The organism is Arcticibacter eurypsychrophilus, from assembly GCF_001730525.1.
In the GTDB taxonomy this organism is placed as follows: domain Bacteria; phylum Bacteroidota; class Bacteroidia; order Sphingobacteriales; family Sphingobacteriaceae; genus Arcticibacter; species Arcticibacter eurypsychrophilus.
This window is the reverse complement of sequence record NZ_MDFN01000033.1, coordinates 15,780-39,777: the sequence shown is the minus strand read 5'-3', so window position 1 is coordinate 39,777 and position 23,998 is coordinate 15,780. Positions and strand designations below refer to the sequence as shown.

The 23,998-nt window shown below is 38.7% G+C and carries 19 protein-coding genes and 1 tRNA gene; 13 read left to right on the top strand and 7 right to left on the bottom strand.

Annotated features, from left to right (window positions below; all coding sequences use genetic code 11):
• Positions 1-130 precede the first annotated feature (130 nt).
• Entirely contained in the window at positions 131-1,885 is a 1,755-nt protein-coding gene (locus BFL47_RS16205; protein ID WP_069660840.1) for a glycoside hydrolase family 3 protein, read from the top strand.
• Here BFL47_RS16205 and BFL47_RS16200 read toward each other — a convergent pair.
• The gene (locus tag BFL47_RS16200) at positions 1,879-4,710 is read right to left on the bottom strand and encodes a TonB-dependent receptor (RefSeq protein ID WP_069660839.1); all 2,832 of its coding nucleotides are present in this window, start codon (positions 4,708-4,710) and stop codon (positions 1,879-1,881) included. The two genes, BFL47_RS16205 and BFL47_RS16200, sit on opposite strands and share 7 nt — an antisense overlap.
• Before the next feature lie 72 nt (positions 4,711-4,782).
• On the bottom strand, positions 4,783-6,036 hold the full coding sequence (gene pepT, locus BFL47_RS16195; protein ID WP_069660861.1) for a peptidase T: 1,254 nt from the start codon (positions 6,034-6,036) through the stop codon (positions 4,783-4,785).
• 46 nt (positions 6,037-6,082) lie between these two features.
• On the opposite strand from pepT, the gene BFL47_RS16190 reads away from it, so the two are divergent.
• Positions 6,083-6,706 carry a rhomboid family intramembrane serine protease gene (locus tag BFL47_RS16190; protein ID WP_170827339.1) on the top strand — a complete coding sequence of 208 codons (624 nt, stop codon included), beginning with the start codon at positions 6,083-6,085 and terminating at the stop codon, positions 6,704-6,706.
• 67 nt (positions 6,707-6,773) lie between these two features.
• On the opposite strand, the gene BFL47_RS16185 is transcribed toward BFL47_RS16190, so the two are convergent.
• From BFL47_RS16185 to BFL47_RS16170, 4 genes are all read right to left on the bottom strand, one after another.
• Positions 6,774-7,751 (bottom strand): hypothetical protein, encoded by a 978-nt coding sequence (locus tag BFL47_RS16185; RefSeq protein ID WP_069660838.1) that lies wholly within the window; start codon positions 7,749-7,751, stop codon positions 6,774-6,776.
• A 16-nt stretch (positions 7,752-7,767) separates the two neighbouring features.
• On the bottom strand, positions 7,768-10,284 hold the full coding sequence (locus BFL47_RS16180; RefSeq protein WP_069660837.1) for a M1 family metallopeptidase: 2,517 nt from the start codon (positions 10,282-10,284) through the stop codon (positions 7,768-7,770).
• Positions 10,285-10,369: 85 nt separating this feature from the next.
• Complete coding sequence (locus BFL47_RS16175; RefSeq protein ID WP_069660836.1) at positions 10,370-10,861, bottom strand: thioredoxin family protein; 492 nt, start codon at positions 10,859-10,861, stop codon at positions 10,370-10,372.
• Positions 10,862-10,947: 86 nt separating this feature from the next.
• Positions 10,948-12,198 carry a vanadium-dependent haloperoxidase gene (locus BFL47_RS16170; RefSeq protein WP_245681392.1) on the bottom strand — a complete coding sequence of 417 codons (1,251 nt, stop codon included), beginning with the start codon at positions 12,196-12,198 and terminating at the stop codon, positions 10,948-10,950.
• A gap of 463 nt (positions 12,199-12,661) precedes the next feature.
• Between BFL47_RS16170 and BFL47_RS16165 the strand changes: the two genes are divergently transcribed.
• Together BFL47_RS16165 and BFL47_RS16160 are read left to right on the top strand one after the other, a co-directional pair.
• Positions 12,662-13,135 carry a hypothetical protein gene (locus BFL47_RS16165; protein ID WP_069660834.1) on the top strand — a complete coding sequence of 158 codons (474 nt, stop codon included), beginning with the start codon at positions 12,662-12,664 and terminating at the stop codon, positions 13,133-13,135.
• 290 nt (positions 13,136-13,425) lie between these two features.
• Entirely contained in the window at positions 13,426-14,412 is a 987-nt protein-coding gene (locus BFL47_RS16160) for a pyruvate dehydrogenase complex E1 component subunit beta (RefSeq protein WP_069660833.1), read from the top strand.
• Between the two features lie 100 nt (positions 14,413-14,512).
• On the opposite strand, the gene BFL47_RS16155 is transcribed toward BFL47_RS16160, so the two are convergent.
• Entirely contained in the window at positions 14,513-14,989 is a 477-nt protein-coding gene (locus BFL47_RS16155) for an Lrp/AsnC ligand binding domain-containing protein (RefSeq protein WP_016195214.1), read from the bottom strand.
• A gap of 144 nt (positions 14,990-15,133) precedes the next feature.
• Between BFL47_RS16155 and BFL47_RS19835 the strand changes: the two genes are divergently transcribed.
• From BFL47_RS19835 to BFL47_RS16115, 9 genes are all read left to right on the top strand, one after another.
• A tRNA-Asp gene (locus BFL47_RS19835) sits at positions 15,134-15,241 on the top strand.
• 471 nt (positions 15,242-15,712) lie between these two features.
• The gene (locus BFL47_RS16150; protein WP_069660832.1) at positions 15,713-17,131 is read left to right on the top strand and encodes an NAD-dependent epimerase/dehydratase family protein; all 1,419 of its coding nucleotides are present in this window, start codon (positions 15,713-15,715) and stop codon (positions 17,129-17,131) included.
• 106 nt (positions 17,132-17,237) lie between these two features.
• Positions 17,238-17,588, top strand: coding sequence for a M67 family metallopeptidase (locus BFL47_RS16145; RefSeq protein ID WP_083257231.1), 351 nt, complete (start codon positions 17,238-17,240; stop codon positions 17,586-17,588).
• Positions 17,589-17,614: 26 nt separating this feature from the next.
• Positions 17,615-17,896: a MoaD/ThiS family protein gene (locus BFL47_RS20075; RefSeq protein WP_069660831.1), complete on the top strand. Its 282-nt coding sequence runs from the start codon at positions 17,615-17,617 to the stop codon at positions 17,894-17,896.
• A 6-nt stretch (positions 17,897-17,902) separates the two neighbouring features.
• A complete protein-coding gene (gene moeB, locus BFL47_RS16135) occupies positions 17,903-19,060 on the top strand; it encodes a molybdopterin-synthase adenylyltransferase MoeB (protein ID WP_069660830.1) in 1,158 nt (385 codons plus the stop codon).
• A gap of 433 nt (positions 19,061-19,493) precedes the next feature.
• Entirely contained in the window at positions 19,494-20,459 is a 966-nt protein-coding gene (locus BFL47_RS16130; protein WP_069660829.1) for a hypothetical protein, read from the top strand.
• An 86-nt stretch (positions 20,460-20,545) separates the two neighbouring features.
• Positions 20,546-20,992 carry a cytochrome B gene (locus BFL47_RS16125; protein WP_069660828.1) on the top strand — a complete coding sequence of 149 codons (447 nt, stop codon included), beginning with the start codon at positions 20,546-20,548 and terminating at the stop codon, positions 20,990-20,992.
• Positions 20,993-21,338: 346 nt separating this feature from the next.
• Positions 21,339-22,205, top strand: a complete 867-nt coding sequence (locus BFL47_RS16120; RefSeq protein ID WP_069660827.1) for an Rpn family recombination-promoting nuclease/putative transposase — start codon at positions 21,339-21,341, stop codon at positions 22,203-22,205.
• 327 nt (positions 22,206-22,532) lie between these two features.
• Entirely contained in the window at positions 22,533-23,954 is a 1,422-nt protein-coding gene (locus BFL47_RS16115; protein ID WP_069660826.1) for an anthranilate synthase component I family protein, read from the top strand.
• Positions 23,955-23,998 lie beyond the last annotated feature (44 nt).

Here is a 23,998-nt window from a genome sequence, read left to right as displayed (position 1 = left end):
TCAGTCTGTTATCAAATATGAATAACAGACTGATAACTTACCTTTTTATTCTTTTATTAACTCATTTAGATGAAAAACAATCCAGGATTGTTAATATTGTATCCTATATATTCTATTAATATCAGTGATTATGAGAGCCACCCGGCCCCTGTTGTTTTTTATACTCTTACTTTCTATTGTTACCCACCTTTCCGCACAAACCAGAACTCCCTTTTATGAACCCATGTCAGGCAAAGATCAATGGGTAGATTCCGTTTTAAAGAAATTAAATAAGAAAGAGAAAATAGCTCAGATGTTTTTTATCAGGGCGCACACAGACAAAGGAAAAGCTTACGAGGACTCAATACAAACATTAATTCACAATTCACGAGTAGGGGGACTGGTCTTTTTCCAGGGAGGCCCCCTACGGCAGGCTGTATTAACGAATTCCTATCAATCGGTATCACTTGTCCCATTACTTGTTGCAATGGATGCAGAATGGGGTTTATCAATGAGACTCGATAGTACAATATCCTATCCCTATCAAATGACACTTGGTGCCATTCAGAACAATGACCTGATCTATCAGATGGGAAAGGAAATTGGAAAAGAATTTAAAATGCTAGGGATGCATTTAAACTTTGCACCAGTAGTTGATATTAACAATAATCCGGACAACCCTGTAATTGGATACCGTTCATTTGGGGATAATAAATACAACGTTGCAGCAAAAGGACTAGCCTACATGCGCGGGTTACAAGACGAGGGCATATTAGTGAGCATTAAACATTTTCCAGGTCACGGAGATACCAATGTGGATTCCCATCAAAGTTTACCTGTATTGAATTTCACAAAGGAAAGGCTCGATTCACTGGAATTATATCCATTTCGGGAGCTTATCAAGCAAGGAGCTTCAGGTGTCATGATCGCACATATGAATATCCCGGCACTCGATCCTACTAAAAATTTACCCTCTACATTATCACAAACAATAGTTACCGGCTTACTTAAAGAGGAACTAGGCTTTAAAGGACTTGCCATTACCGATGCAATGGAAATGAAAGGTGTAGTTAAGTTTTTCCCCGATGGTGAAGCTGATGTAAGAGCAGTAATTGCAGGGAACGATATTATTGAATTGTCTGAAAATACAAAACGTGCCATCAAACTAGTAAAGAAAGCCGTTAAAACAGGTAGAATCACTCGGGAAAGAATCAACCAAAGTGTTAAGAAGATATTAGAAGCAAAATACTGGGCCGGTCTCAATAACTATCACCCAATAAATACCATTAATCTCCTGAAAGACTTAAATAGTGGTGAAGCTCTCAGTTTGAATCAACACCTTGTAGATGCATCCATTACTGTTTTGCATAGTGATAGCCTTTTAAAAGCACTCGACACTAAAAAACGGACTGCAATTATTAGTCTGGGAGTAACTGAACTTACTAAGTTCCAAAAGGATCTTAAATTAAAGATCCCCAATTCCATGCTCTTCCTTATGTCTAAAATTGGTTCTGCCACAGACATGAACGCAATGCTTCAGGAAGTTAAAAAGTACGATCAGGTAATTATGGCAATCCATGATTACCGCAAAAGGCCACAAAGCTCCCTGGATTACAATACTCCACTCAAAATATTCATAGCAGAACTCGCTCAATTAAACACCATATCCTGTGTTTTTGCAAATCCCTATACTATTGCAGGTTTACCCGGCATAGAAGCTAGTAAAAGTGTCCTTGTAACCTACCAAAATAGTGATGAGGCACAACGTTCTGTAGTTAAAATTCTAACAGGACAAATGCCAGCTACGGGAAAACTTCCGGTAACTATTAACTCCTTTTATAAGTACGGAGATGGTTTGGACTATTTTCCTGAGCCCAAACCAGTCCTAGGAAAGATCTCTTATTGATCTCTTCCCTGTGAACCCCCACCACCTCCACCACCAGGATTAAATCCACCTTCTCTTCTTTCACCACCCCCAGGAGGCATATCCCCACGGTTGTTTTGTGTTCTTCCTGCAAATTTATTGAAGCGATAAGCAAAGGTTAACATGAAATACCGTGTTAAGCGGTTTGTATTACTAACTGAATAACCATTATCCCCCTGAGTGGCATTCACAGTGGCAGCTTGATTTAATAAATCATACCCTTGTAATCTTAGTCGTCCCTTTCGGTTAAACATCTGCTTTTCCAGATAGCTGTTTATAACTAATGGATTCGCATTGATACTTCTAAAGCCTGAATTAATATTCTTACTTCCGTCAAAGCCAAGAATCCATGTATTAAAAACATAGATCTTTGCATTCAAATCCAAAGAGAGAGTAGAGTTCTTGGAATCAATACTATTCGGGAGAGAATAATTTACAAATCCGTACCGGTAAGAAGCTCCCGGTGTAATATCAATATTTTCGTTAGGGTTGATCTGAAATCTGGCATTCTGAGAAAAGGTCCAGTTCTTACCAATGTTTTTTTCGTTATCCACATAAGAGACATCATTGGTATAATTCACGGTTCCTCCTACCTGAAGCCTGTATTTCTTATCCATAAACGGCTTAGACCATCTATAATATACATTGGAAGCATAATAGCCATCTTCATTTAAGAATCGTCTTTCCTGAATCAAATTATAAGTTGTATCCGTTCCGCTAATAATGGGCTCCCTGATTCGGACCGTATTGTTGATAATCCGATCACTGATAATGTTTCCCCTCGCTCCTGCACTAAAGTAGGCCCCTGTCTGCGCATCCGTATTATTGTACTCAATATTTACATTCTGATTTAATGCTGACCTTAGATTAGGATTTCCAATTACCGGACTTTGAGGATTACTTAAGTCAACCACCGGCTGAATCTGCTCAAAACCAGGTTCACTGCTCTCTCCTGAATAGTTGATCTTTAAAGATACAGTTTTGGCAAAATTATACGAGAATCGTACAGTAGGGAACACGTTAAATCCTGTTTTTCCCGCACTTACATGATTAGTCTCCGAATAACCCTTTAATGTAGTAGGCTGAGCAGCCATACCAATAGAGAAATTATACAACTTATTACGGTCATACCGATAGCTTAAGCCAAACCGGTTCGCAGTAAAAGAATAATTAAAAATATTACTTAATGAATCTGATCGAAAATACGCACCATTGACATCAGCCAAATCAGTAATCTTGCTATTATCATTTTCTGTACGGCTGTATCTATACGAGAAATCCAAACGGGAATAGACCCCTAAAGGCTCACTATAAGTCACATTTAATTGATTGCTCAAGCGTTCATTATCCGTATTAATCAAACGGCGAGAGCTAGAGTCTGCACCCGCAACTATAATTCCTCCTGTATCATAAAAATTAAAGGCATCACTAATATCCTGATCATTCTTATTGTAAGACTTATTAATTGAATAGTTTAATGACAGATTCCTTCCTTGCTTTAAAAAACGCTTATTGTAAAGAATATCAGCACCAAAAGCCGGAGAGCTTGACTCATTGCTCGACCTTGTATTTTGATCCTGTCTAACCAGTTCCTGTATTTGCTTATAGCTGTCACCATCATTCTTATTTGTACTCAAATTTAGAGAGGGTGCTACTTTCAAGTAATTTAAGGAGTCAATCTTATATTCTAAATTAAAGTTAAGTCCCTGATTCAGATTGTTACTATTGTTGTTGCTTCTTTGAGTAGTCGTAATCAATTGATCACCAGTCGTAGTTTCCGTAAAACGATCTGTTTTAGCGTTATTATCAGATGAGGATACCCTGTAACTACCAAACACCGTAATCTTCTTCGAAACATCTTTTCTATAGTCAAATCCACCGGCTTGTGTGTTGGTAATTCCTCCTGCATTTCCCCCTCTGCCACCACCACTACCACGAAATCTTCCGCCTCTTTGATTTCCACCACCAGCAAAATCAAACAGATTGGCATTTGTATTATTCAAATTAAGCATCATGGAAAGTTGTTCATCATTATTCATAAGCCTTCCCATACCCGATACTATATAACGGTTATCATTACCTCCACCGGCAACGCCATTGGCTATCATCCCTTTATTCTTGCTGGGACTTATGGTAATATTTAATATTTTATCCGGATCTCCATCCCTGATACCGCTAGCATTAGCCTGATCTCCATAGTCGTCAATGATCTGAATATTCTCAATAACGTCTGCTGGAAGATTCTGTGTGGCCGTTTTTAAATCACCATCAAAAAAATCTTTACCGTTAACCCTAACCCGCGTTACACTTTTACCCTGGGTAGTCACATTTCCATCTTTGTCTACTTCAATTCCCGGCAACTTCTTCAATACATCTTCTACAACCGAATTTTCCCTTACAGGAAAGTCTTTCGCGCTGTATTGAATCGTATCTTCCTTTACCATAATTGGAGTTACACCTGATATGTTCACCGTATTCAACAAATTACTTTCCACTTTTAATATAACAGTAGAAAGCTTGAGCGGTGTCGCAGCCTGAGCGAACTGAAAACGTTGACTAAAATTCTTATATCCTAAGCTAGTAACACTTAAAACAAACTGGCTCGATTTAACATTTCTAAAAGAAAACTTACCGTCAACATCGCTGCGGGTAAAAAGTGTGTCCTTAGCTGATGTTAGTTTAATAGAAGCGGCAATTACGCTGACATTTGTCGAATCAAGCACAATTCCGCTTACGGCCCGGCTCCCTTGTGCATGTAAAATTGTGGTACAGAGACAAGTAAAAAATAAAAATAAAAATTGTTTCATGAAGCCTTATTGAGTAATACTATTTGCTACCCTTCTAAGACTTTATAAATACAAGGAGGTTTAATTGAAAAATTATTTTTTTTCTTCCCAAACTAAGGCAATTTGCACAATGGTTTCAACCGCCTTTTGCATGTCCTGTACTGACACCCATTCCTGCTTGCCATGAAAGGCATGTTCGCCAGCAAAAATATTAGGACAAGGCAACCCGATAAATGATAAACGAGAGCCGTCTGTGCCTCCACGGATGCTCTGTAGTTTCGGATTTACACCCGTACGTTCCACCGCAATCTTCGCATAATCAATAAGTTCAGGATGTTTATCCAGCACCACTTTCATATTCCGGTACTGCTCCTTCACCTCCAATTTATATGAAGATGACGGATAGCCTTCCAGTACATCGTCTGCAATCGCTTTCAGAATCCCTTCATGATTTTTAAGTTCAGCATCATCAAAATCACGCAATATAAACTCAATAGATGCCTCTTCCACCGATCCCTGCATCGCTACCGGATGAATAAATCCTTCTTTACCTTCTGTACTTTCCGGCGAAAGCCTGTCTTTAGGCAAAAAAGAAACTATTTCCGCAGCAATTTTTATCGCACTTTCCATATTCCCTTTTGCAAAACCAGGATGAGAACTGACTCCCGAGATAGTGATCGTGGCATAATCTGCTGAAAACGTTTCATACTCAATAGAACCACATGACTCTCCATCTACTGTATAACCATAATCAGCTCCTAACTTCTGTATATCCACCTTATCAACACCACGACCAATTTCTTCATCAGGTGTAAAAAGAATCCGGATCTTTCCATGTTTCAATTCAGGATGAGCGATTAAAAAAGCAGCTGCATCCATAATTTCTGCTAAACCGGCTTTATTGTCGGCCCCTAACAACGTATTTCCACTTGCTGTTACAATATCATTCCCAATCTGAAACTCCAGATCAGGATGATCAACCATCCGCATCACCTGATTTTGATCCAACGGTAACACCAAATCCTGTCCCTGGTAATTGTGATGAATAACAGGAATAACATCTAGTCCACTGCAATCCGGAGAAGTATCCATATGCGAACAGAAACAAATTACCGGAACTTTTTTTGTTGTCGTAGCAGGAATAGTGGCATATACATATCCAAACTCATCCAATTCTGCATCTTTTATACCAATTTCCAGAAGTTCTTCCACTAATATTTTGCCCAAATTCTTTTGCTTTTCAGTTGAAGGCTGTGATAAAGAATTCTGATCTGACTGCGTATCGATTTTCACATATTTCAAAAAGCGTTCAAGTGCTGTGAATGAATATGATTTTAAACTTTCCATTAATTCTGATTTTAAAACAAAAGTAAATATTTTGTACATTACGGGCATGATTCAAGCGATCTTCAGTCAGGCACCCGTTGCTGCCCTCATTTTTATATTAACGATTATAACAAGTATCTATACTTTCTCCAATCCACAGCTGTATGGAAAGTTAATGCTTCATCCCTATAGTGTTACCCGGGGAGAAAGGGTCTATTCTATCATCACCAGCGGATTTATACATGCCGATTGGGGACACCTGTTTTTCAATATGTTTTCTTTCTATTTCTTTGCCTTTACCCTTGAAGGTATTATTGGAAGCGGGCAATTCGCTATTTTATATCTAGTTAGTCTGATACTAAGCGACCTCAGCACCATTATGCGTCATAAAGATGATTTCAGATACAACAGTCTTGGCGCTTCAGGAGCCATATCTGCCATAATCTTCAGCTATATCCTCTTTGATCCCAGTACCAAATTTTACATCATGTTTATTCCTATCGGAATCCCTGCCGTTATCTTTGGTGTCCTGTACCTGCTTTATAGCGCTTATGCATCGAAACAATCCAGTGGCATTAACCACGATGCCCATTTCTATGGCGCACTTTCCGGACTAATTATCACGATCATCTTTAATCCCGGAGTACTAAGTCACTTTTTCTCCGAAATCCAAAGAATGGTTGGTCACTGATCACTCAAGTAATCAACCCAGCATACTGCTTTCAGGTAATATGATTGATCGCTGAGAACTCCTATTATCAACCAAGCCTTAACGGTACTGAAGGACTTTTGATGAATTTACCCTGATCATCTAATATAAAGCTTAATGGATTCTCTGGATCTTTGATAATTTCAAACAATACAAAACCCCAGGGCTTCCAGAAGTTTTCAAGTACTTGTCCGTAAGTCTTCACCTGCCAGTTATCAAATAACGGCCTGCTGCTAATCCGCAACGGCATCCCATCAATATAGTACATATCACCCGTAGAAAGCAAGGAGTACTCAGGCAAACGATTAAATATGTAAGCAGAATAAAAGAACCGGGCACAAATCTCTTCAAACTGGATAGGCTGTAACGTATGGTCTGAAACCGTACTCAGCACAGCATGATGATACGCTGCGTTTTCACCATTATCCTGTAAACAGGCAATCAGTCCAAAGTCCTTCATCTTTAAAGAAAAAACCAATGTATTGATCTCATCCCTGTAGCTGAAAGTTTCAGGAGGGTTATCTACCGGAAATACCATGATCTTCCATGGAAGAACGCCCTCAAACTCCATCGGATTAAGAAGCGACTGCAACATGAGATGAAGATTACCGAATTTCTGCATTAAACCCTGCGAGAAATTTAATGCCTCACCAGTAGATCTTTGCTGCCTGATTCCCGCCCGCACCTCATAGTGGATCATGCCATAAACCTGCTTGGCAATCCATTGAAATAAGCGGAGGTCATCCAACGCCTTAACGGCCGCATAACCTGTATTCAGAGCCAAACTAACCTCTTGCTCTAATTTTTCTATCTCCTGATAAGCGAACTCAGAAACTGGAATTTTAATGTCCGGATAAGTCAGAATATGCTCATCCAGCATTTTTAAAGCTTGATCTTTCAGATTAAATGTATTGACCATCCATTCGGGAAACAGTTGAATCTGTCGGTCTGCTTCCAAACCAGTCATAAAACAAACCTTTTCGCTAAAATCAAACCGTTCAAACGGTCGAAATAATGAAGTACTCATGGCCAAATATACACCTTTATGAACCTTTTAGTTCAGCCATTGCCTGGGACAATACAGCAAGCTGTTTTTGTAATTCAACCTTTACTTCAGGACTTGCCTGTTTGGCCATTTCCACCTTAATCTCCTTGAATGATTCAAATAGATTTAAAACATATTTATCAATATCATATTTCTTATTTTTGATCCCTACTTCTTTAAAATCGGTAACACGTTTGTTTACTTCCTCACTATTATCAATCCGCGCCAGGATACTTAAATAAGGACTGATCATTTCAACCTTATCCTGCAATCCCGCTTTCTCATAAGAATCATTAAAAAAAGGAAGTTCTTTCTCTGTTCCACCATAGGTATATGCAGCAAGAATAGCTTTAGTCAAATCACCTTTACTATTTTTTTGTAACGTTTTTGCTATAGCAAACGCTTCTTTCGGATCAAGCATAATCACACCCGCCAACGCAGCACCCTGAACCGAGTACGATTCACTTTTTAATGCCACATCAAATAAAGGTCTGTTGCTAAAATCACGCATAGAAGCAAGACTTTGTAATGCAGCCGCACGGACCAAATTACGGGGATCAGATACAGACAGCGTTTTCAATACAGGCAACGCCGCCACTTTAACAAGAGAATCTGTCAGGTCAATTGAATTTATGGCCAGAATACGCAAGCCATAATAAGGATCCTTTAATGCAGCAAGCATCACTTTACGTGCATCCTCATTTTTTGACTGATTCGCGCTGCAACTATCAATTGCCTCAAGCCTATCTACATACAGAGGTGCATGATAGTACTGAAATACATAGTTAGATAATACCTTATGGTCCTCTTTCTTAGCCAGTAATATCTTATCCGCATCCACATTAACCAGATCCGGACGAGCATTAACCACAAAACTTAAAGTATCCATTTTGGCCTTCATCAAGAAATCATGGCGTACTTTTTTCCCACCCGCATAAACATCCACAGCCATAGGCAATATAAATGCCGCACCACTCTGAGATTGCGTTAAAAATACTTTTTGCGTTTTGCTAACCTCATCCCATTGATAGCTGATCTGCAATTCAGGATGACCACTTCCAAAATACCATTGATTAAAGAACCAGTTTAAATCCTTTCCACATGCCTCTTCCAGCGCCAGTCGCAATTGATGCGCTTCACCATTTTTAAAAGCATTCTGCTTCAAATAAATATTAATCCCTTTAAAAAAAGCCTCCTCACCTAAATAATTGCGCAGCATATACAACACCCTACCGCCCTTCTGGTAGCTGACCAGGTCAAACATATCTTCCTTATCAGTATAATGAAAGCGAACAAGATCTTTAGACGCATCTTTAGGCGAACCCAGATATTGCTGCATATCCTTATAGTTGCCTGCATCCCCTTCATCCTTCCCGTATTTATATTCCCGCCATAGCACCTCGCTGAAATTAGCAAACGACTCATTAACGGTGAGGTTACTCCAGCTTTCAGTAGTCACGTAATCACCAAACCATTGATGAAACAACTCATGGGAAATTACATCCTCCCCCTTATTCTCATCCAGCAACTCTCTGGCATTAGCTTGCACAAACTCCCCATGCAAAGTTGCCGTTGTATTTTCCATTGCCCCACTCACAAAATCACGCACCACAATCTGCGAATACTTATTCCATGGAAAATCAACACCCAATTTTTTAGAGAAAAACTCCATCATCTCAGGCGTATGTCCAAATATCTGTTTAGCATAAGGAGCAAAGGCAGGTTCCAGGTAATAATTAACCTCCTTATCTCTCCATTTATCTTTAAATATTTTAAAATCACCAACTGCCATCATAAACAGATAAGGGGAATGAGGCAAATCCATCTTCCATATATCTGTACGGGTTCCATCCACATTCATTTTCTTGGAAATTAACTTTCCATTCGAAAGTGTTTCATATTTAGAAAGCACAGTCATAGCTATTTCAGACGTTGTTTTCTGATTAGAATGATCTATTGTTGGAAACCAAACCGAAGAAGCTTCCGTTTCTCCCTGTGTCCAGATCTGCACCGGTTTATCTTTATCTTCTCCCATCGGATTGATAAAATACAAGCCTTTCGCATTGGTTATCGCTGCACTACCTTTAGTTTTCAGTTCATTTGGCTTAGACACATAGTCAATAAATAGTGTATACTTTTCTGTTCTACTGTATGTACGACCTAGTTTGATATTCAACTGCTGCATATCATACGTGTATTTTAACGGCTTTAGCACGTTCCCCTCTACCATTGAAATTTGTTTAATCTCCATTCCCTTTGCATCAAGTCGCAAAGAATCGGTCGAATAAAAATAAGGCTTCAAAGTCAGCCAGGCCTTCCCGTACAAATAACACCTGGCATAGTCAAAGCGGACATCCAGTTTAGTATGTATCAGGGCATTGATCTTTACTGGGGTCTCCCTGTAAATCTGGACTAAAAAATCAGGTGACTTTTTTACCTGCGACTGAACATTTAAGCTAAGAGTAAATGCAACAGCAATCAATAATGCAAATTGCTTTAATGGAAAATATTTCATAAACGAAAGAAAATACTATAGAATAATATGTTAAAAAGCGATTAATATCTAAGTAAGATGAATAAACAACACTTTTTTCAGATAATTAGTTTTTTAAATAAGATTTAGGATCAAGAGCAGCTGGTGACCAGTTGGTAAGAAACTCCAGTACCATTTTGGGATCGTGCCCCTTGCCACTCTCCAGATACGCACTATTCTGCGTATGCAGCCGGTGTCCTTTTCCATCCAGCACAACAAATACTGGAAACCCAAACCGCTGAGGATAGCCTAAAGAAGCAAGAACTGCTTTGTTTTCATTTTCCTTGCTATAGTTGACATGTACCACCACAAAATTTGAACTCAAAGCTAGTTTTAATGTATCATTGGATGTGACCAGCTGATTAAAACGAAGACACCAAACACACCAGTTACCTCCAATTTGAAGCAGCACGTGTTTCCCTTCCTTAGCGGCCCTATCAACAGCCAGCTTGATCTCCTTTGCCGCATCGGCATTGGGATTATATAATTTTACATCTTGTGCATTTCCTGCCGTATTCAAAACCAGCAGCAACATCAGTAATAGGAACACTTTTTTCATTCATACAAGTTTTTGCGATAGTCATCCTATCCATATCCAAACAGGGTTCAAAGATAAAAGCCTTTTTGAACAAATTGGTCATACCTTTATGGATTTACCAGCTTTAACTTGCTTAAAATGTATTCACTCACTTTTTTACCTTGTTCCGCTCCTTTATCTACACTATTCTTATAATGTAAGCCACCGTAAAAGCGGCTTATAGATGCTTCGTCAGCAGCCTGTACAAATGACTTAAAATCCCTTTTCATCCCGATATATCTCAAATCACTGGTATCCTGAAAAGCGAAGTGATCGCCAAAAAGATGGGTAAGCATAACAGCTGCTGAGCGGGTAATCGTACTGTGACCACTCGGATACTCAGGAAAAGGTGGAGTTTGCAGGCGGGGTAACCAGTTCGGGTCTATCAAATCGTTGATCACTGTTACCGGGCGGATATAAGATGTTTGATACTTTATATTCCAACAGCATATAAATGCATCATACATCGCAACCGAGGTTAAAGCATAAGCCTGAGCCGTTTTAACTGCATCTGCATCCGTCTTTTTGCAGGCAATGGCTGTAATTCCAATCCAATGCCCCCCCGGCGTAATCTTTTTATTAGCAAATGTCATGTGTCCGGCATGCTCCATCACAAAAGGATTGTCATCCCAATAACGCGCAATATCTTTTTGTTCCTGCGTTAACGTTTTACTTTGCTCATAAACTTCCAGATTCTGTTTATAGTAGGTACTGTTTTTATCTTCACTGTATACCGGAGGCGGAGGCAAAGTAATTTGCGACGAAGTATCCAAAGCAAACGTTTTCATCGTTCCCCAGCAATATTCCACACCATCTAAGTAATCAGGCGCAGTAGGACGCCACATTCCAGGATTCTGACTGCCTAAAAACTTAGGTTTAAAACGTGTCTGTTGATAATTATCCGTACTAGCACGCTTTAAAATCACCTTTGCCACCGAGTCCCCAAAGGCTATCGACCGGGCAAAGGTGGAGTCATCCATTCCACTTTTAAATTTCGCGTACAAACGATCCTCATAACCCTTCAGCGAATCAACCGAAAAAGTAACTTTTCTTACCACAGTAAAAAATGCTTGAGTCGCCGCTAAGGTGAAATTATATTTTTTACCCTTCTCTGGTGCTGCAATAGGGCCAAATCCTCTTAATTGAGCTACTATAGATTTATATTTCGAATCCTGAAAGCGCATTGCTTCATAAGAAGCCAATGCAGAATAAGCATAAATCCGGCTCGCCACAGGAGGAGTAAATACGTCGTAAATGATGAGTTGCGTCAGTTTATCTTCATTCTGATGAAGAACAAAGGCTTCCTCTCTTGCAGACATAGATTCTGATTTGCTTCGCTGACAGGCCGAAAAGCACATGCATGTGCTAAATAATAACAAAAAAACGCTTAAAGGTCTCATATGAGTGGTTTAGATCTATTGATCAATTATACGTAGGCTAATAATTACATAAACAAAACACTCCCCTTAAACTACAAAAACGCTTCAACATTCAGGCTCCAATACCTTTCCCAAAGCGCATTTTGTTATTTAATATAGAAGTAAACTGATTACCAAAACGAATCTATTAAAAAATAACAGTATTCTATCTTTTTTATTGATTATGTGCTGTTGTTGCTACATAGCACATTAAAGCATTCATTTTGAGTAGAATAAAAGCATCCAACCAGAGCATAACAAAAAGACAGATCTGTAGGTAAATCCCTGAATTAACATTTTTTAAATAAACCCCCGTTAAACTATTCTCCTCCGGATTTATCTATTCATTAAAACACACAAAGAAATGAAAAACTTAATCATAACAGCTCTATTGTTCGCCGGATTTGCAACTGCAGGGTTCTCTCAAGAAAGAAACACTCAACGCTTAGAAAGAAACAATAAGCGCATAGAAAGTCCGGAACAACGAGCACGCCTCGCTACCGACAGGATGGACAAACAACTCGTTCTTTCTGAAAAGCAAAAAACTCAGATCTATAACCTGAACCTGAACCGGGCAAAAAAAATGACCAAAGCCCACGAAAAGGCTGAAAAGCAACGGATGGAACAACACAAGCAAATGCTAGTCGAACATGCTTCCAGCGATAGGAAAATCAATAGTGTCCTAAGTCCGGCTCAACAAAGCAAATACGCTTCATTAAAAAAAGGAAGAGCAGATAAGTTTAAAGGCCGTAGAAGTACACCCAACAGAAGAAGCAAAAATCGGCTAGATCAGGATGCCTCTCCAAAAAACAGACCAGCATTTGACCATAAACTATAAGGTCTAATCCTCATAAATCATTTAAAAAATGGCTGGAGAAATCCGGTCATTTTTTGTTTTAATCCGATTTTTAAAAATAATCAGACCTAAAAAAGAAAATAACGCCTTTCAATATTGTAACAATTACTATAAACATCAGCCCTCAATCGTCCCCTCTTAGCTAAAAACAGTCGTTAGAACACATATCTATGTCATCTCCGGTGTAAAGCACCGATATCCTAACCTTCAGTACTTGTTTCCCAAGCAATACTGCGTTATATTTGCCTTCCAAAATATTGATTTAGCAAATAATGAGAGAAATACAGTTCAGAGAAGCGCTTCGTGAAGCATTGAACGAAGAGATGCGCAAAGACGAAAAGATTTTTTTAATAGGCGAAGAAGTTGCTGAGTATAACGGGGCTTATAAAGTAAGTCAGGGTATGCTTGCAGAATTCGGAGCTAAGCGGATAATCGATACCCCTATCGCGGAATTAGGTTTTACTGGTATTGCTACAGGCGCGGCCATGAATGGCTTGAAACCCATTGTTGAATACATGACCTTCAACTTTTCCCTGGTTGCCATAGACCAGATCATTAACGGTGCAGCCAAGATCCTCTCCATGAGTGCTGGCCAGTTTCCAATTCCAATCGTTTTTCGCGGACCAACAGGTAATGCAGGTCAGTTAGGCGCTCAACACTCGCAGAACTTTGAGAACTGGTTTGCTAACGTGCCCGGATTAAAAGTAGTTATTCCTTCTAACCCATACGATGCAAAAGGATTACTGAAACAAGCTATCATCGATCCTGATCCCGTAATTTTTATGGAATCTGAAGTGATGTATGGCGATAAAGGTCCTGTTCCTGAAGAGGAGTATTATCTTGAAATAGGTAAAGCACATGTAGAAACTGAAGGTACCGATGTCACCATCGTATCTTTTGGAAAAATGCTTTCCCGCGTAGTTCATCCTGCTGTTGCGGAATTAATCAAAGAAGGTATCAGTGCAGAAGTAATTAACTTGCGTACTGTTCGCCCTATTGATTACGAAACAATTATTAATTCTGTGAAGAAAACAAACCGTTTGGTTATTGTTGAAGAAGCTTGGCCACTTGGTTCTATTGCTACAGAGATCGCATTTAAGGTACAAAATGAAGCCTTTGATTACCTGGATGCTCCGGTAGTACGTGTTGTTTCGGCAGACGTTCCTCTACCCTATGCCCCAACTTTAATTAAAGAAGCATTACCTAATGCAGAACGCGTTGTGAAAGCTGTTAAAAGCGTTTTATACGTAAATAAATAATTGTCTATTCAACCGAAATAAACACCAATTTAAAAAGGCCAATCTGTCATCAGGTTGGTCTTTTTATTATATGGCGCTTGATCAATACAAATTTTTAGTATTATAAATCCAAATTAATCTGTCTTTTAATGCTTTCTTCAAGTGAAATAAAGGTCTCTGTACGTTGAATTCCTGGTACAGATTGAATATGATCATTTAATACTAACCGAAGATGATTGGTATCACGACAAATAATTTTAGCGAACATGCTCCAGGCACCTGTAGTATAATGCAACTCGACAATTTCCTTTATATTTCTCAACTTTTCTACCGCATCTTTATAAGTTGATCCCTTTTCAAGGTAAATACCCAGATAAGCACAAACATCATATCCGATTTTTTGGGCATCCACCAATAAGTTTGACCCTTTTATTATACCCAGATCCTGCATCTTTTTCATCCTCACATGAATGGTGCCACCCGAAACAATTAGCTTTTTAGCTATCTCTGTATAAGGGATTGTTGCATCTTCCATAAGGATTGACAGAATCTGCATATCCAGATTATCAATTTCTAAATTAAGGCTCTTCTTTTCCATAAATAATTTGAAAGATATTAATATATATACGAAGTAAATAAAAATTTTACAAAAATTAAAATAATTTGTTAAAATATTTGCAACAATACCAAATAACCTACTATATTTGTTTCAAGCAAATGCAAATAGCAAATGTTTACATACTGTAAGGTGGTGAAATAGGCAGACACACCTCCTTGTCTCGGTGGTGGAGATCATGGGAATCCGGCAACGGTTAACCACTCCTTGGAGGTTCGATTCCTTCCCTTACAGCTCAGGTTCGATTCCTTCCCTTGGTGGAGATCATGGGAATCCGGCAACGGTTAACCACTCCTTGGAGGTTCGATTCCTTCCCTTACAGCTCCTTTCAATAATTTAGGTTTATAATTGGTTAGTTTGAGCTTCCGCCCATCGGAAGCTTCATTTTTTTAATACCTCCCAAATCGCTATTCTCTTCTTTATCTTGATGCTAATAATCCTCAATTAATTTGTTTACCGTTATTTTACACTTTTATACAAAAGTAAGTAAATCTAATTCTCACCTCGTTGATCTACGAAACAAATACAGTAAGTTTATGTTGAAAATTCAATTCTACTAACATTTAATTCTTAATAAAATTAGCGTAGAATTTCAACAGAGATTAATAAAATTAGTAAAATTTGATATGAAGAAAATCAATATGACTACATCCAGACTCGTTAATAAATTCCTTTAGCGACGTAATTAAATGGTACATCATTTCTATGAATAATAAAAACATGTATACAATTTCTTCAATTTTTGAGAAAATATGGGAATTGTCTCCTAAACTGCATTTACCAGAATCATATTCCGAACTGCTGAATTTAACGAAACAGCTTATTGAACTATATAATGCAGAGGGTCGATTAGATGAAAATCCATTTTCGCCGACTACAAAAAGAAAATTAAGCTTGCCTGTAGCTGAAATAAACGATTTGTTAAAATCAAGTACCTGCATAGTTACCGGAGGATTGGGATGCGTAGGTAGCAGTCTCTTAAATAAATTACTGGATTTCCAAATCAGTAAAATAATTGTTATAGATAAAAAACCTTTTAATGATAAAGCAAATACTAGCAACAACCGCGTAGAATATATTCAGGCAGACATCTGCAATTCGGATGAACTAAATGAAATTTTTGCAACCTATCAACCAGAGTTCGTATTTCACACCGCGGCTCAGCGCGATCCTGGTTTTGCTGAAAACCATATTTTCGATGCTGTAAACATAAATGTAATAGGAACCTGGAATCTGGCTAAAGCATGCGAAAACACACCTTCAGTAAAACAATGTGTTTTTTCATCCACTGGCAAATCCAGCAGGTATTATACAGACGAGGTTTACTCTGCTACGAAGAAAATATGTGAATTAATATTTGATACCTATGCCCGGCGTAGTGACGTACTCTATTCAATAGTTAGGTTTACTCATATTCTGGATAATAGTTTGATGGATATTGAATTTCAAAACGCCAGAAATGCAGATCATCTTTCCCTCCACAGCCCGGGAAAGTATGTAACGGCTCAGAACGTTCAAGAAGCAGCTGACCTGATGCTAAATGCCTTACTCCATTCTACGACCGGAAAAGCTAATTTTCTAATTGTACGAAACCTCGAATGGCCAGTTGAAAGTTTGGAAGTTGCCCTGTATTACATTAAAGAGGCCGGCAGCTTTATCCCAGTCATTTTTAGAGGAAACCCACCAGGATACTCGGAAAAATTCTTTAGAGGACAAATGGATTGGTCTCATCCCCAGGAATTAAATTTGCTGATTAATGTATATGAATGCAAAGACAAATCATATAATGAAGAGGGTGATATTATCATTTCGCATGTTTGTCCAGTTGATGAAAAAATTCTACTTGATTCCCTGATCCGTATTCAAAATACCGAGGGAGAAAACTGCTCCAAAGTACGTTTACTTACTGAACTAAAGATTCTTGTACGGGCTGCATTAAAGAAAGTCGATAAACGTGTAACTTTTAAAATATTAGAATGGGGACTTAAACCTCAATATTTAAAAGCAGAGGGCACTACTATAGCTCATTATGGTCCCACTGTTTCATTGTTGATTGAGAGTCTGGAAGATTCTGAGTATTCAGAACAGATAAAAGATTTGATAGTAGAAAAAAATATTTCTTAACCCCGATTTAAAAATCTACAGGTATGGCAAACTTTAACAAATTGATCATAGCAGCGGATCCCTGGTCAGTAATGATTGAAAGTGCTGTACGTATATTTCCAAATGAATGTTGTGGTTTTTTTTTGGCATTCAGGGAACACAGGAAGATAATGTAAAAATTGCTTTGGAAGTTAAAAATGATGAGGGTTCAGAAAAGCATCGTTATTTTAAAATAAATCCATACGACTATATGAAAGCTGAACGATATGCTGAACAAAATAACCTTGCATTGCTGGGAATTTATCATTCCCATCCCAATCAGCCCGCATTACCTTCTCCTGATGACAAGCAGTTTGCTTTGCCCAATATTTCATATCTCATTATCTCCGTATCAGGACGGGGTGTTTCGGCACCTAAATGCTGGCAACTGGATGAAGAGCAAAAATTTCAAGAACAAATTATAGAAATATTATTGTAAAATAAGTAAAACTTAACTCAAAACATATGGCTACTGTTATAATTCCAACCCCCTTAAGGAAGTTTACCGGCAATTCAGCTAAAATCAATATCTCAGGAAATGATGTGTCTGAAATTATCGCCAATCTTGTACATCAATATCCCGATGTACAGAAACATCTTCTTGATCCAAGCGGCTCCATTCGATCGTTTATTAATGTATTCGTAGATGAAGATGATATACGAAACCTACAGTATAACCACACACACGTAGAAACACGTTCAGTTATCAGCATTGTACCAGCTATAGCAGGCGGAAATTTAATTTGATCACCAATGACTCAGAATACCCTCTTTTCTAAAGAAGAACTGGCGCGTTACAATCGCCATATTATCATTCCTGGTTTTGGCATGGAAGCTCAGGAAAAATTAAAGAAATCAAGCGTACTGGTAGTAGGTGCGGGTGGATTAGGCAGTCCTGTTCTATTGTACCTCGCTGCAGCAGGAGTAGGCCATATTGGGATTGTGGATTGCGACGTGGTCGACGACAGTAACCTGCATCGGCAAGTCCTGTTTGGCATCGAGGAGGTCGGCATTCCAAAAACTGAAGCGGCAAAAAAACGGCTGTTATCTCTAAACCCACACATTAATATTACCGTATATAATACGCAGCTGACATCTCAAAATGCCTTAGAAATTATAGGCGGGTACGATGTTGTAGCCGATGGCACTGACAATTTTCCTACCCGGTATTTGGTAAATGATGCCTGCTTGTTGCTTAATAAGCCAAATGTGTATGCATCTATTTTCCAGTTTGAAGGACAGGTTTCTGTATTCAATCAGCTAAATGACCAAGGAGTTCGTGGACCCAATTACCGGGACTTGTTTCCAACTCCTCCCGATCCGGGAGCTGTGCCTAATTGTTCGGAAGCTGGCGTATTAGGCGTTTTGCCAGGTATTATCGGCAGCCTTCAGGCCTTGGAAGTCATTAAGGTTATTACCAACGTAGGAGACACCCTAAGTGGTCGTTTTTTTACATTTGATGCCCTTAGTTTTGAATCCAGAACTTTCAATATCAGCAAAAACCCGGCTAACCCTGTAAACGGAGAAAATCCGACGATCAAAGAATTGATTGATTATGAACAATTTTGCGGCGTAAAAGCCATTGAAAAGCCACTTAAAGAAGTAAGTCCTACGGATTTGCAGGATTGGCAGGAACAGGGTTTGGATTTTCAGATCATTGACGTGCGCGAAGCGGATGAGTATGATTATGTGAATATTGGAACGGAATTAATTCCGCTTTCTACCATAAGTGCTTCGGGAGGTACTATTGACAGGAACACGAGGGTAGTAGTGATGTGTAAATCTGGTGTACGCAGTGCCAAAGCCATTCGCATTTTGGAGGATAAGTATGGTTTTAATAATCTGTATAATCTCGAAGGAGGGATAATTAATTATATCAATGAGCTGGAATTAGATCTTCCTACTTATTAAAGAATAAATCGGGGCTCTTGTAACTTCCTTTTGGGTGGGTTATAAGAGTTAAACCTGATATTGAATTATGCGGAGATAAATCAGAGATAATCCCGCAATAAGTCCCACCTGAACGTCCGTAAATGGGACTTATGCCTGGTTATACAGGGTTTATTTTGGGGTTCATTAAGTGGAATTTATCTTGGTTCTATTTGTTTATTTGGGCTTTCATTAAGTGGATTTATCCTGATTAGTTTAGCGAAAATAATTTAAGGCTTTGTGCAGATCCTTTTTTGCCTGGAAGAGTAACCCATTTCTACATCGATCTCCTACATAAGGGGTTAAGCAAAATCTGCTGTTTCCCTACCGTTTTCTGTCTTTGTTTGGAAATAATCCTATTATTTACCTGTCAAGATTCTTATATGATTACTTTGCCTACCTAATAAATACTATTATGGCTCATGTAGATAAAAATGGGATGATCCGCGGTAAAGCAGGCTCCGTTATATACCGAACTTACGGCAAAAAGAACCTTATTCAAGGCAAGCCCAAAGCATTTAAACAAACGCAGGAAAGTATTAAAACTTCGACCGAATTCGGGCTTTCCAGCTCGACTGCGGCCATTATCCGCAGGGCATTTGATCCGGCCTATCTTTTTCGGGATGGGGCTGCCGTTAGTCGCAGTACCCGTTATGTGTATCATAGCATCCGCAACAGTGCCAGCGCAGCTGTAGGAAAACGGGATCTGCACGATGCGGACCTGTCTTACCTGAACGGTATGGAGTTTAATGCAGACAGCCAGCTGGCCGATGTGCTCCGTGTAGTACCGCAGGTATTGCAGTCTGCCGAAGGAAAGATTTCTGTCACCCTTCCTGAGCTGAACACCCAAACGGACATCAAAAAGCCCAAATGGCTCAACGAGCAAAGTAACAAATACCGCATCAGGCTAACCCTGGTGGCCTTTAACTTCCGGGAAGAGTACTATGAACATCTGGATATCCAGGATATTGATTTGGATAAGTACGATACACTTGCCGGACAAACGGTTACCTTTAATGGCACGATCAATCCAGCATGTATACTGATGGTCAGCATGTCGCTGCTGTTTTATAAATATGTAAATGCCACACAGGAATACGTGCTGCTAAACTGCAAAGCCTTCAGTCCTTGTGCCATCATCGGTACCTTTCAGTCTCCTGAGCCCGCTGATTATCCCAAGGAAGCAATTGATAAGACTGCACAAGGCTATCCGGTCGAAAAGGGTCATATTTATGATATGGGTTATTTAGGCAACACCCTGATGCAAGGCCTTTCATCGCGTATTGACCGGTATGCCAGTACAGCAAGTAAAAAATTGAGTCCTTTTAGCACTGTTCATGCAGTTGTTCTGGGTGAGCGGGTTTCGTTTAAACAGGAATAGTAATTACACAATTTAATGTCATTAGAAAACGAATAATTCTTTAATTAACACAATTTTCGTTTCTTTGAATAACAATCAAAATATCTATGTACGATTTCTTATTTCAGGCACATTCCGGACTTCGGTTCGTTTTATTCTTTGCGTTAATAATTGCTATTATTTTAGCTTTTGCAGGATGGTTTGGCAAAAAACCTTTTAACAAGGCAAACAAAACGCTCAACTTGGTTACTTTAATATCGACGCATATTCAATTTGTGCTCGGGTTGTTATTATATTTTGTAAGCCCTTGGGTCATAAACCACACCATGGGAGAAGCAATGAAAGACAGCACATTACGCTATTGGAAGGTGGAACATCTGGCAATGATGCTGGTAGCGGTTATATTAATTACAATCGGGAATGCAAAATCAAAAAGAATTGCTGATTTAACTGCGAAACATCGCCCGGTTGCCATTTACTTTAGTTTGGCCTTGTTGATTATCGTTGTTGCGATTTTACAAAGCGGAAGACCTTTGTTAGGGGTAAGTCATTAACAATTCAATAAAATCGAGTTGTTTGAACCCCTTGGAGTTAGTTTTCAGTGGAAGAAAATTAGGTGTTGATTACCCATGCTTACTACCTAACATATCAATCCTTTATTTGATAATAAAACCTCTCCTGTCATTCCGCATGCTATAGCAGGATTTGAGCAAAGTAGGTATAGCGAAGGAAGCTTTAGTAGTATTTACAGACTATTATAACTATTCGAAAATTAGATTATCTAAAAGGATAATTGGACTTAAATCATTGAGAAATTCATTGTCATGTTTTTCTATTTATGGAAAGCTCATACAGGCAATTTCTTTGTACATTGCCTGTATTCTAAACCATAATAAACCAATGGAACTAAATACAGGTCGCTATATTGACCCTCTAACAGATTGGGGATTTAAACGCCTTTTCGGATCTGAACCTAATAAAGATATCATTAAAGATTTTTTGAATGAACTTTTTAAAGGTGAAAAACATATCGTTGATATTACCTATAAACCCAACGAACATGCTGCTAATTTGCGTGATTTTAAAAAAGCAATTTTCGATCTATCATGTACAGGAGCTAATGGAGAGCAATTTATCGTAGAGATGCAACGCGGAAAACAGCTTTATTTCCGGGACCGCTCTATATTCTATACTTCGCGCCTGATCAATGAACAATTGTCAGTTGGAAAGGAAAGCGACACCTATGAGTTGAAGGAAGTATATTTAATCGCCGTTCTGGACTTTACCATTGACAAATTACCTTCCAAACAATACTTGCACGACATCTGTTTGATGGACAAAGATACAGGCACAATATTTTATAAGAAACTGGGTTATAAGTTTTTGGAATTGCCTAACTTTACGAAAAGAGCTGAAGAATTAGAAACAGGGCTTGATCGCTGGTTTTATCTATTGAAGAACATGAGCCGACTGGACAAAATGCCCGTCTACTTTAACAAACGTGTTTTTGAAAAGGTGTTCCAGATAGCAGAGGTAAGCAATTTAACAAAGGAGGAGTATATGTCATACAGAACAAGTTTAGAGCAAAAATGGGATTATGAGAATGTCCTTTTCTATGCAGTTCAAGAAGCAGAAGAAAAGAAATATGTGGAAGGGAAAATAGAAGGGAAAAAAGAAGCAGCTCGTAAGATGAAAACCCAAGGCGTTCCAATTGAAAAGATCGCTGAATTTACTGATCTGTCCGTATTAGAAATAGAAGAGCTATAATCTGTTCTCTGCATATATTAAGCTGGCCAATGACCAGATAGATATTTCCGGAATCAGACTGCTATGTAAATTAATCCGATCAAAAGACTTTATAAATTATTTATATAAAAAATTTGGAGTTGTAAATTCCTTTAGCTTCATTTGTATTATGTTAAAAAATAAATATACGCAACTATGGTGGTGGCAAGAACATGTGCCCCGGGATATTGTATATTTATACTAGATTGATTTTAAGAAAATTTCAAATAAATATAAAACCCGGTGTATTACACCGGGTTTTTTTATATCCGGGAATCTGTAACTAACTATACCTAGAATACTACGCTCATGTACAAACTGTATACTTCATTTAAAAAATTATTGGCAGATACCACTACCCCTGTAAGTATCTACCTACGCATCAGGGATGTCTTTCCCAATAGCATTTTATTGGAAAGTTCTGATTATCATAGTCGCGAAAACAGCATGAGTTTTATCTGCTGCGACCCGATAGCGGGGATCGTACTGGAGAAAAATTCGTTGAAGACTTATTTCCCGGATGGGACAAAGAACGAGATTCCTTCTGAAGGAATTAATCTACAGCATGAAGTGACCGCTTTTCGTCAGCAATTTGAATTTGACGACAGTGGGTTCAAGTTTAGCTCCAATGGTTTGTTTGGTTACTTTACTTTCGAAACGATTGAATATTTTGAGGACATCAAGCTGAAGTCGAAGTTGTCAGAAGCAAGGGAAATTCCACTGCTGCAATATCATGTTTACAAATATGTTATTGCCATTGACCATTTTAAAAATGAACTCTATTTGTTTGAGCATAGGGCAAGTGAAGAAGAGCCCATAGGGTTGGATAAGTTGCAGTATTTAACACAAAACAAAGATTATCCGGAATATCCTTTTGAATCAAAAGAAGGAGAAAGCTCGAATTTAACGGATGAGGGGTTTATGTCCATTGTAGAAAGTATGAAAAAGCATATCTTCAGAGGTGATGTTTTCCAGATCGTTCCTTCCCGTGGTTTTAGCAAACCCTTTACCGGAGATGAATTTAATGTATATCGAGCCTTAAGGTCCATTAATCCATCACCGTACCTGTTCTATTACGATTATGGAGATTTTAAATTATTTGGATCCTCTCCTGAAGCTCAGCTTACGATTAAAAATGGGGAGGCTACGATATTTCCTATTGCAGGTACGTTCAAAAGAACCGGTAATGATGTCCTTGATGCTGAACTGGCAGAAAAATTGGAAAACGATCCGAAGGAAAGTGCTGAGCATGTGATGCTAGTGGATTTGGCACGTAACGACTTGAGCCGGCATTGCAATAAGGTAGAGGTGAAGGCATTTAAAGAAGTGCAGTACTACTCGCACTTGATTCATCTGGTATCCAGAGTTACTGGTAAATTGCAAAGTAATGTTGATCCTTTTAAAGTGGTTGGAGATACTTTCCCTGCCGGCACTTTAAGTGGTGCGCCTAAGTATATGGCCATGCAGCTGATTGATCAATATGAAAATACGGGAAGGGGATTTTATAGCGGTGCTATCGGTTTCATGGGATTTAATGGCGACTTCAATCATGCCATCATGATCCGATCTTTCATGAGTAGAAACAATGTACTGCATTACCAGGCGGGTGCTGGTATTGTTGCCGATTCAGATCCCTTAAGTGAGCTGAATGAGGTAAATAACAAGATTATGGCCCTTCGAAAGGCAATCGATATGGCTGAAACAATTGTATCTAAACTGGAAAATGCTTAACTTAAACTGTTACACATGCTCCATATTTATTTAAGCTTTAAGGA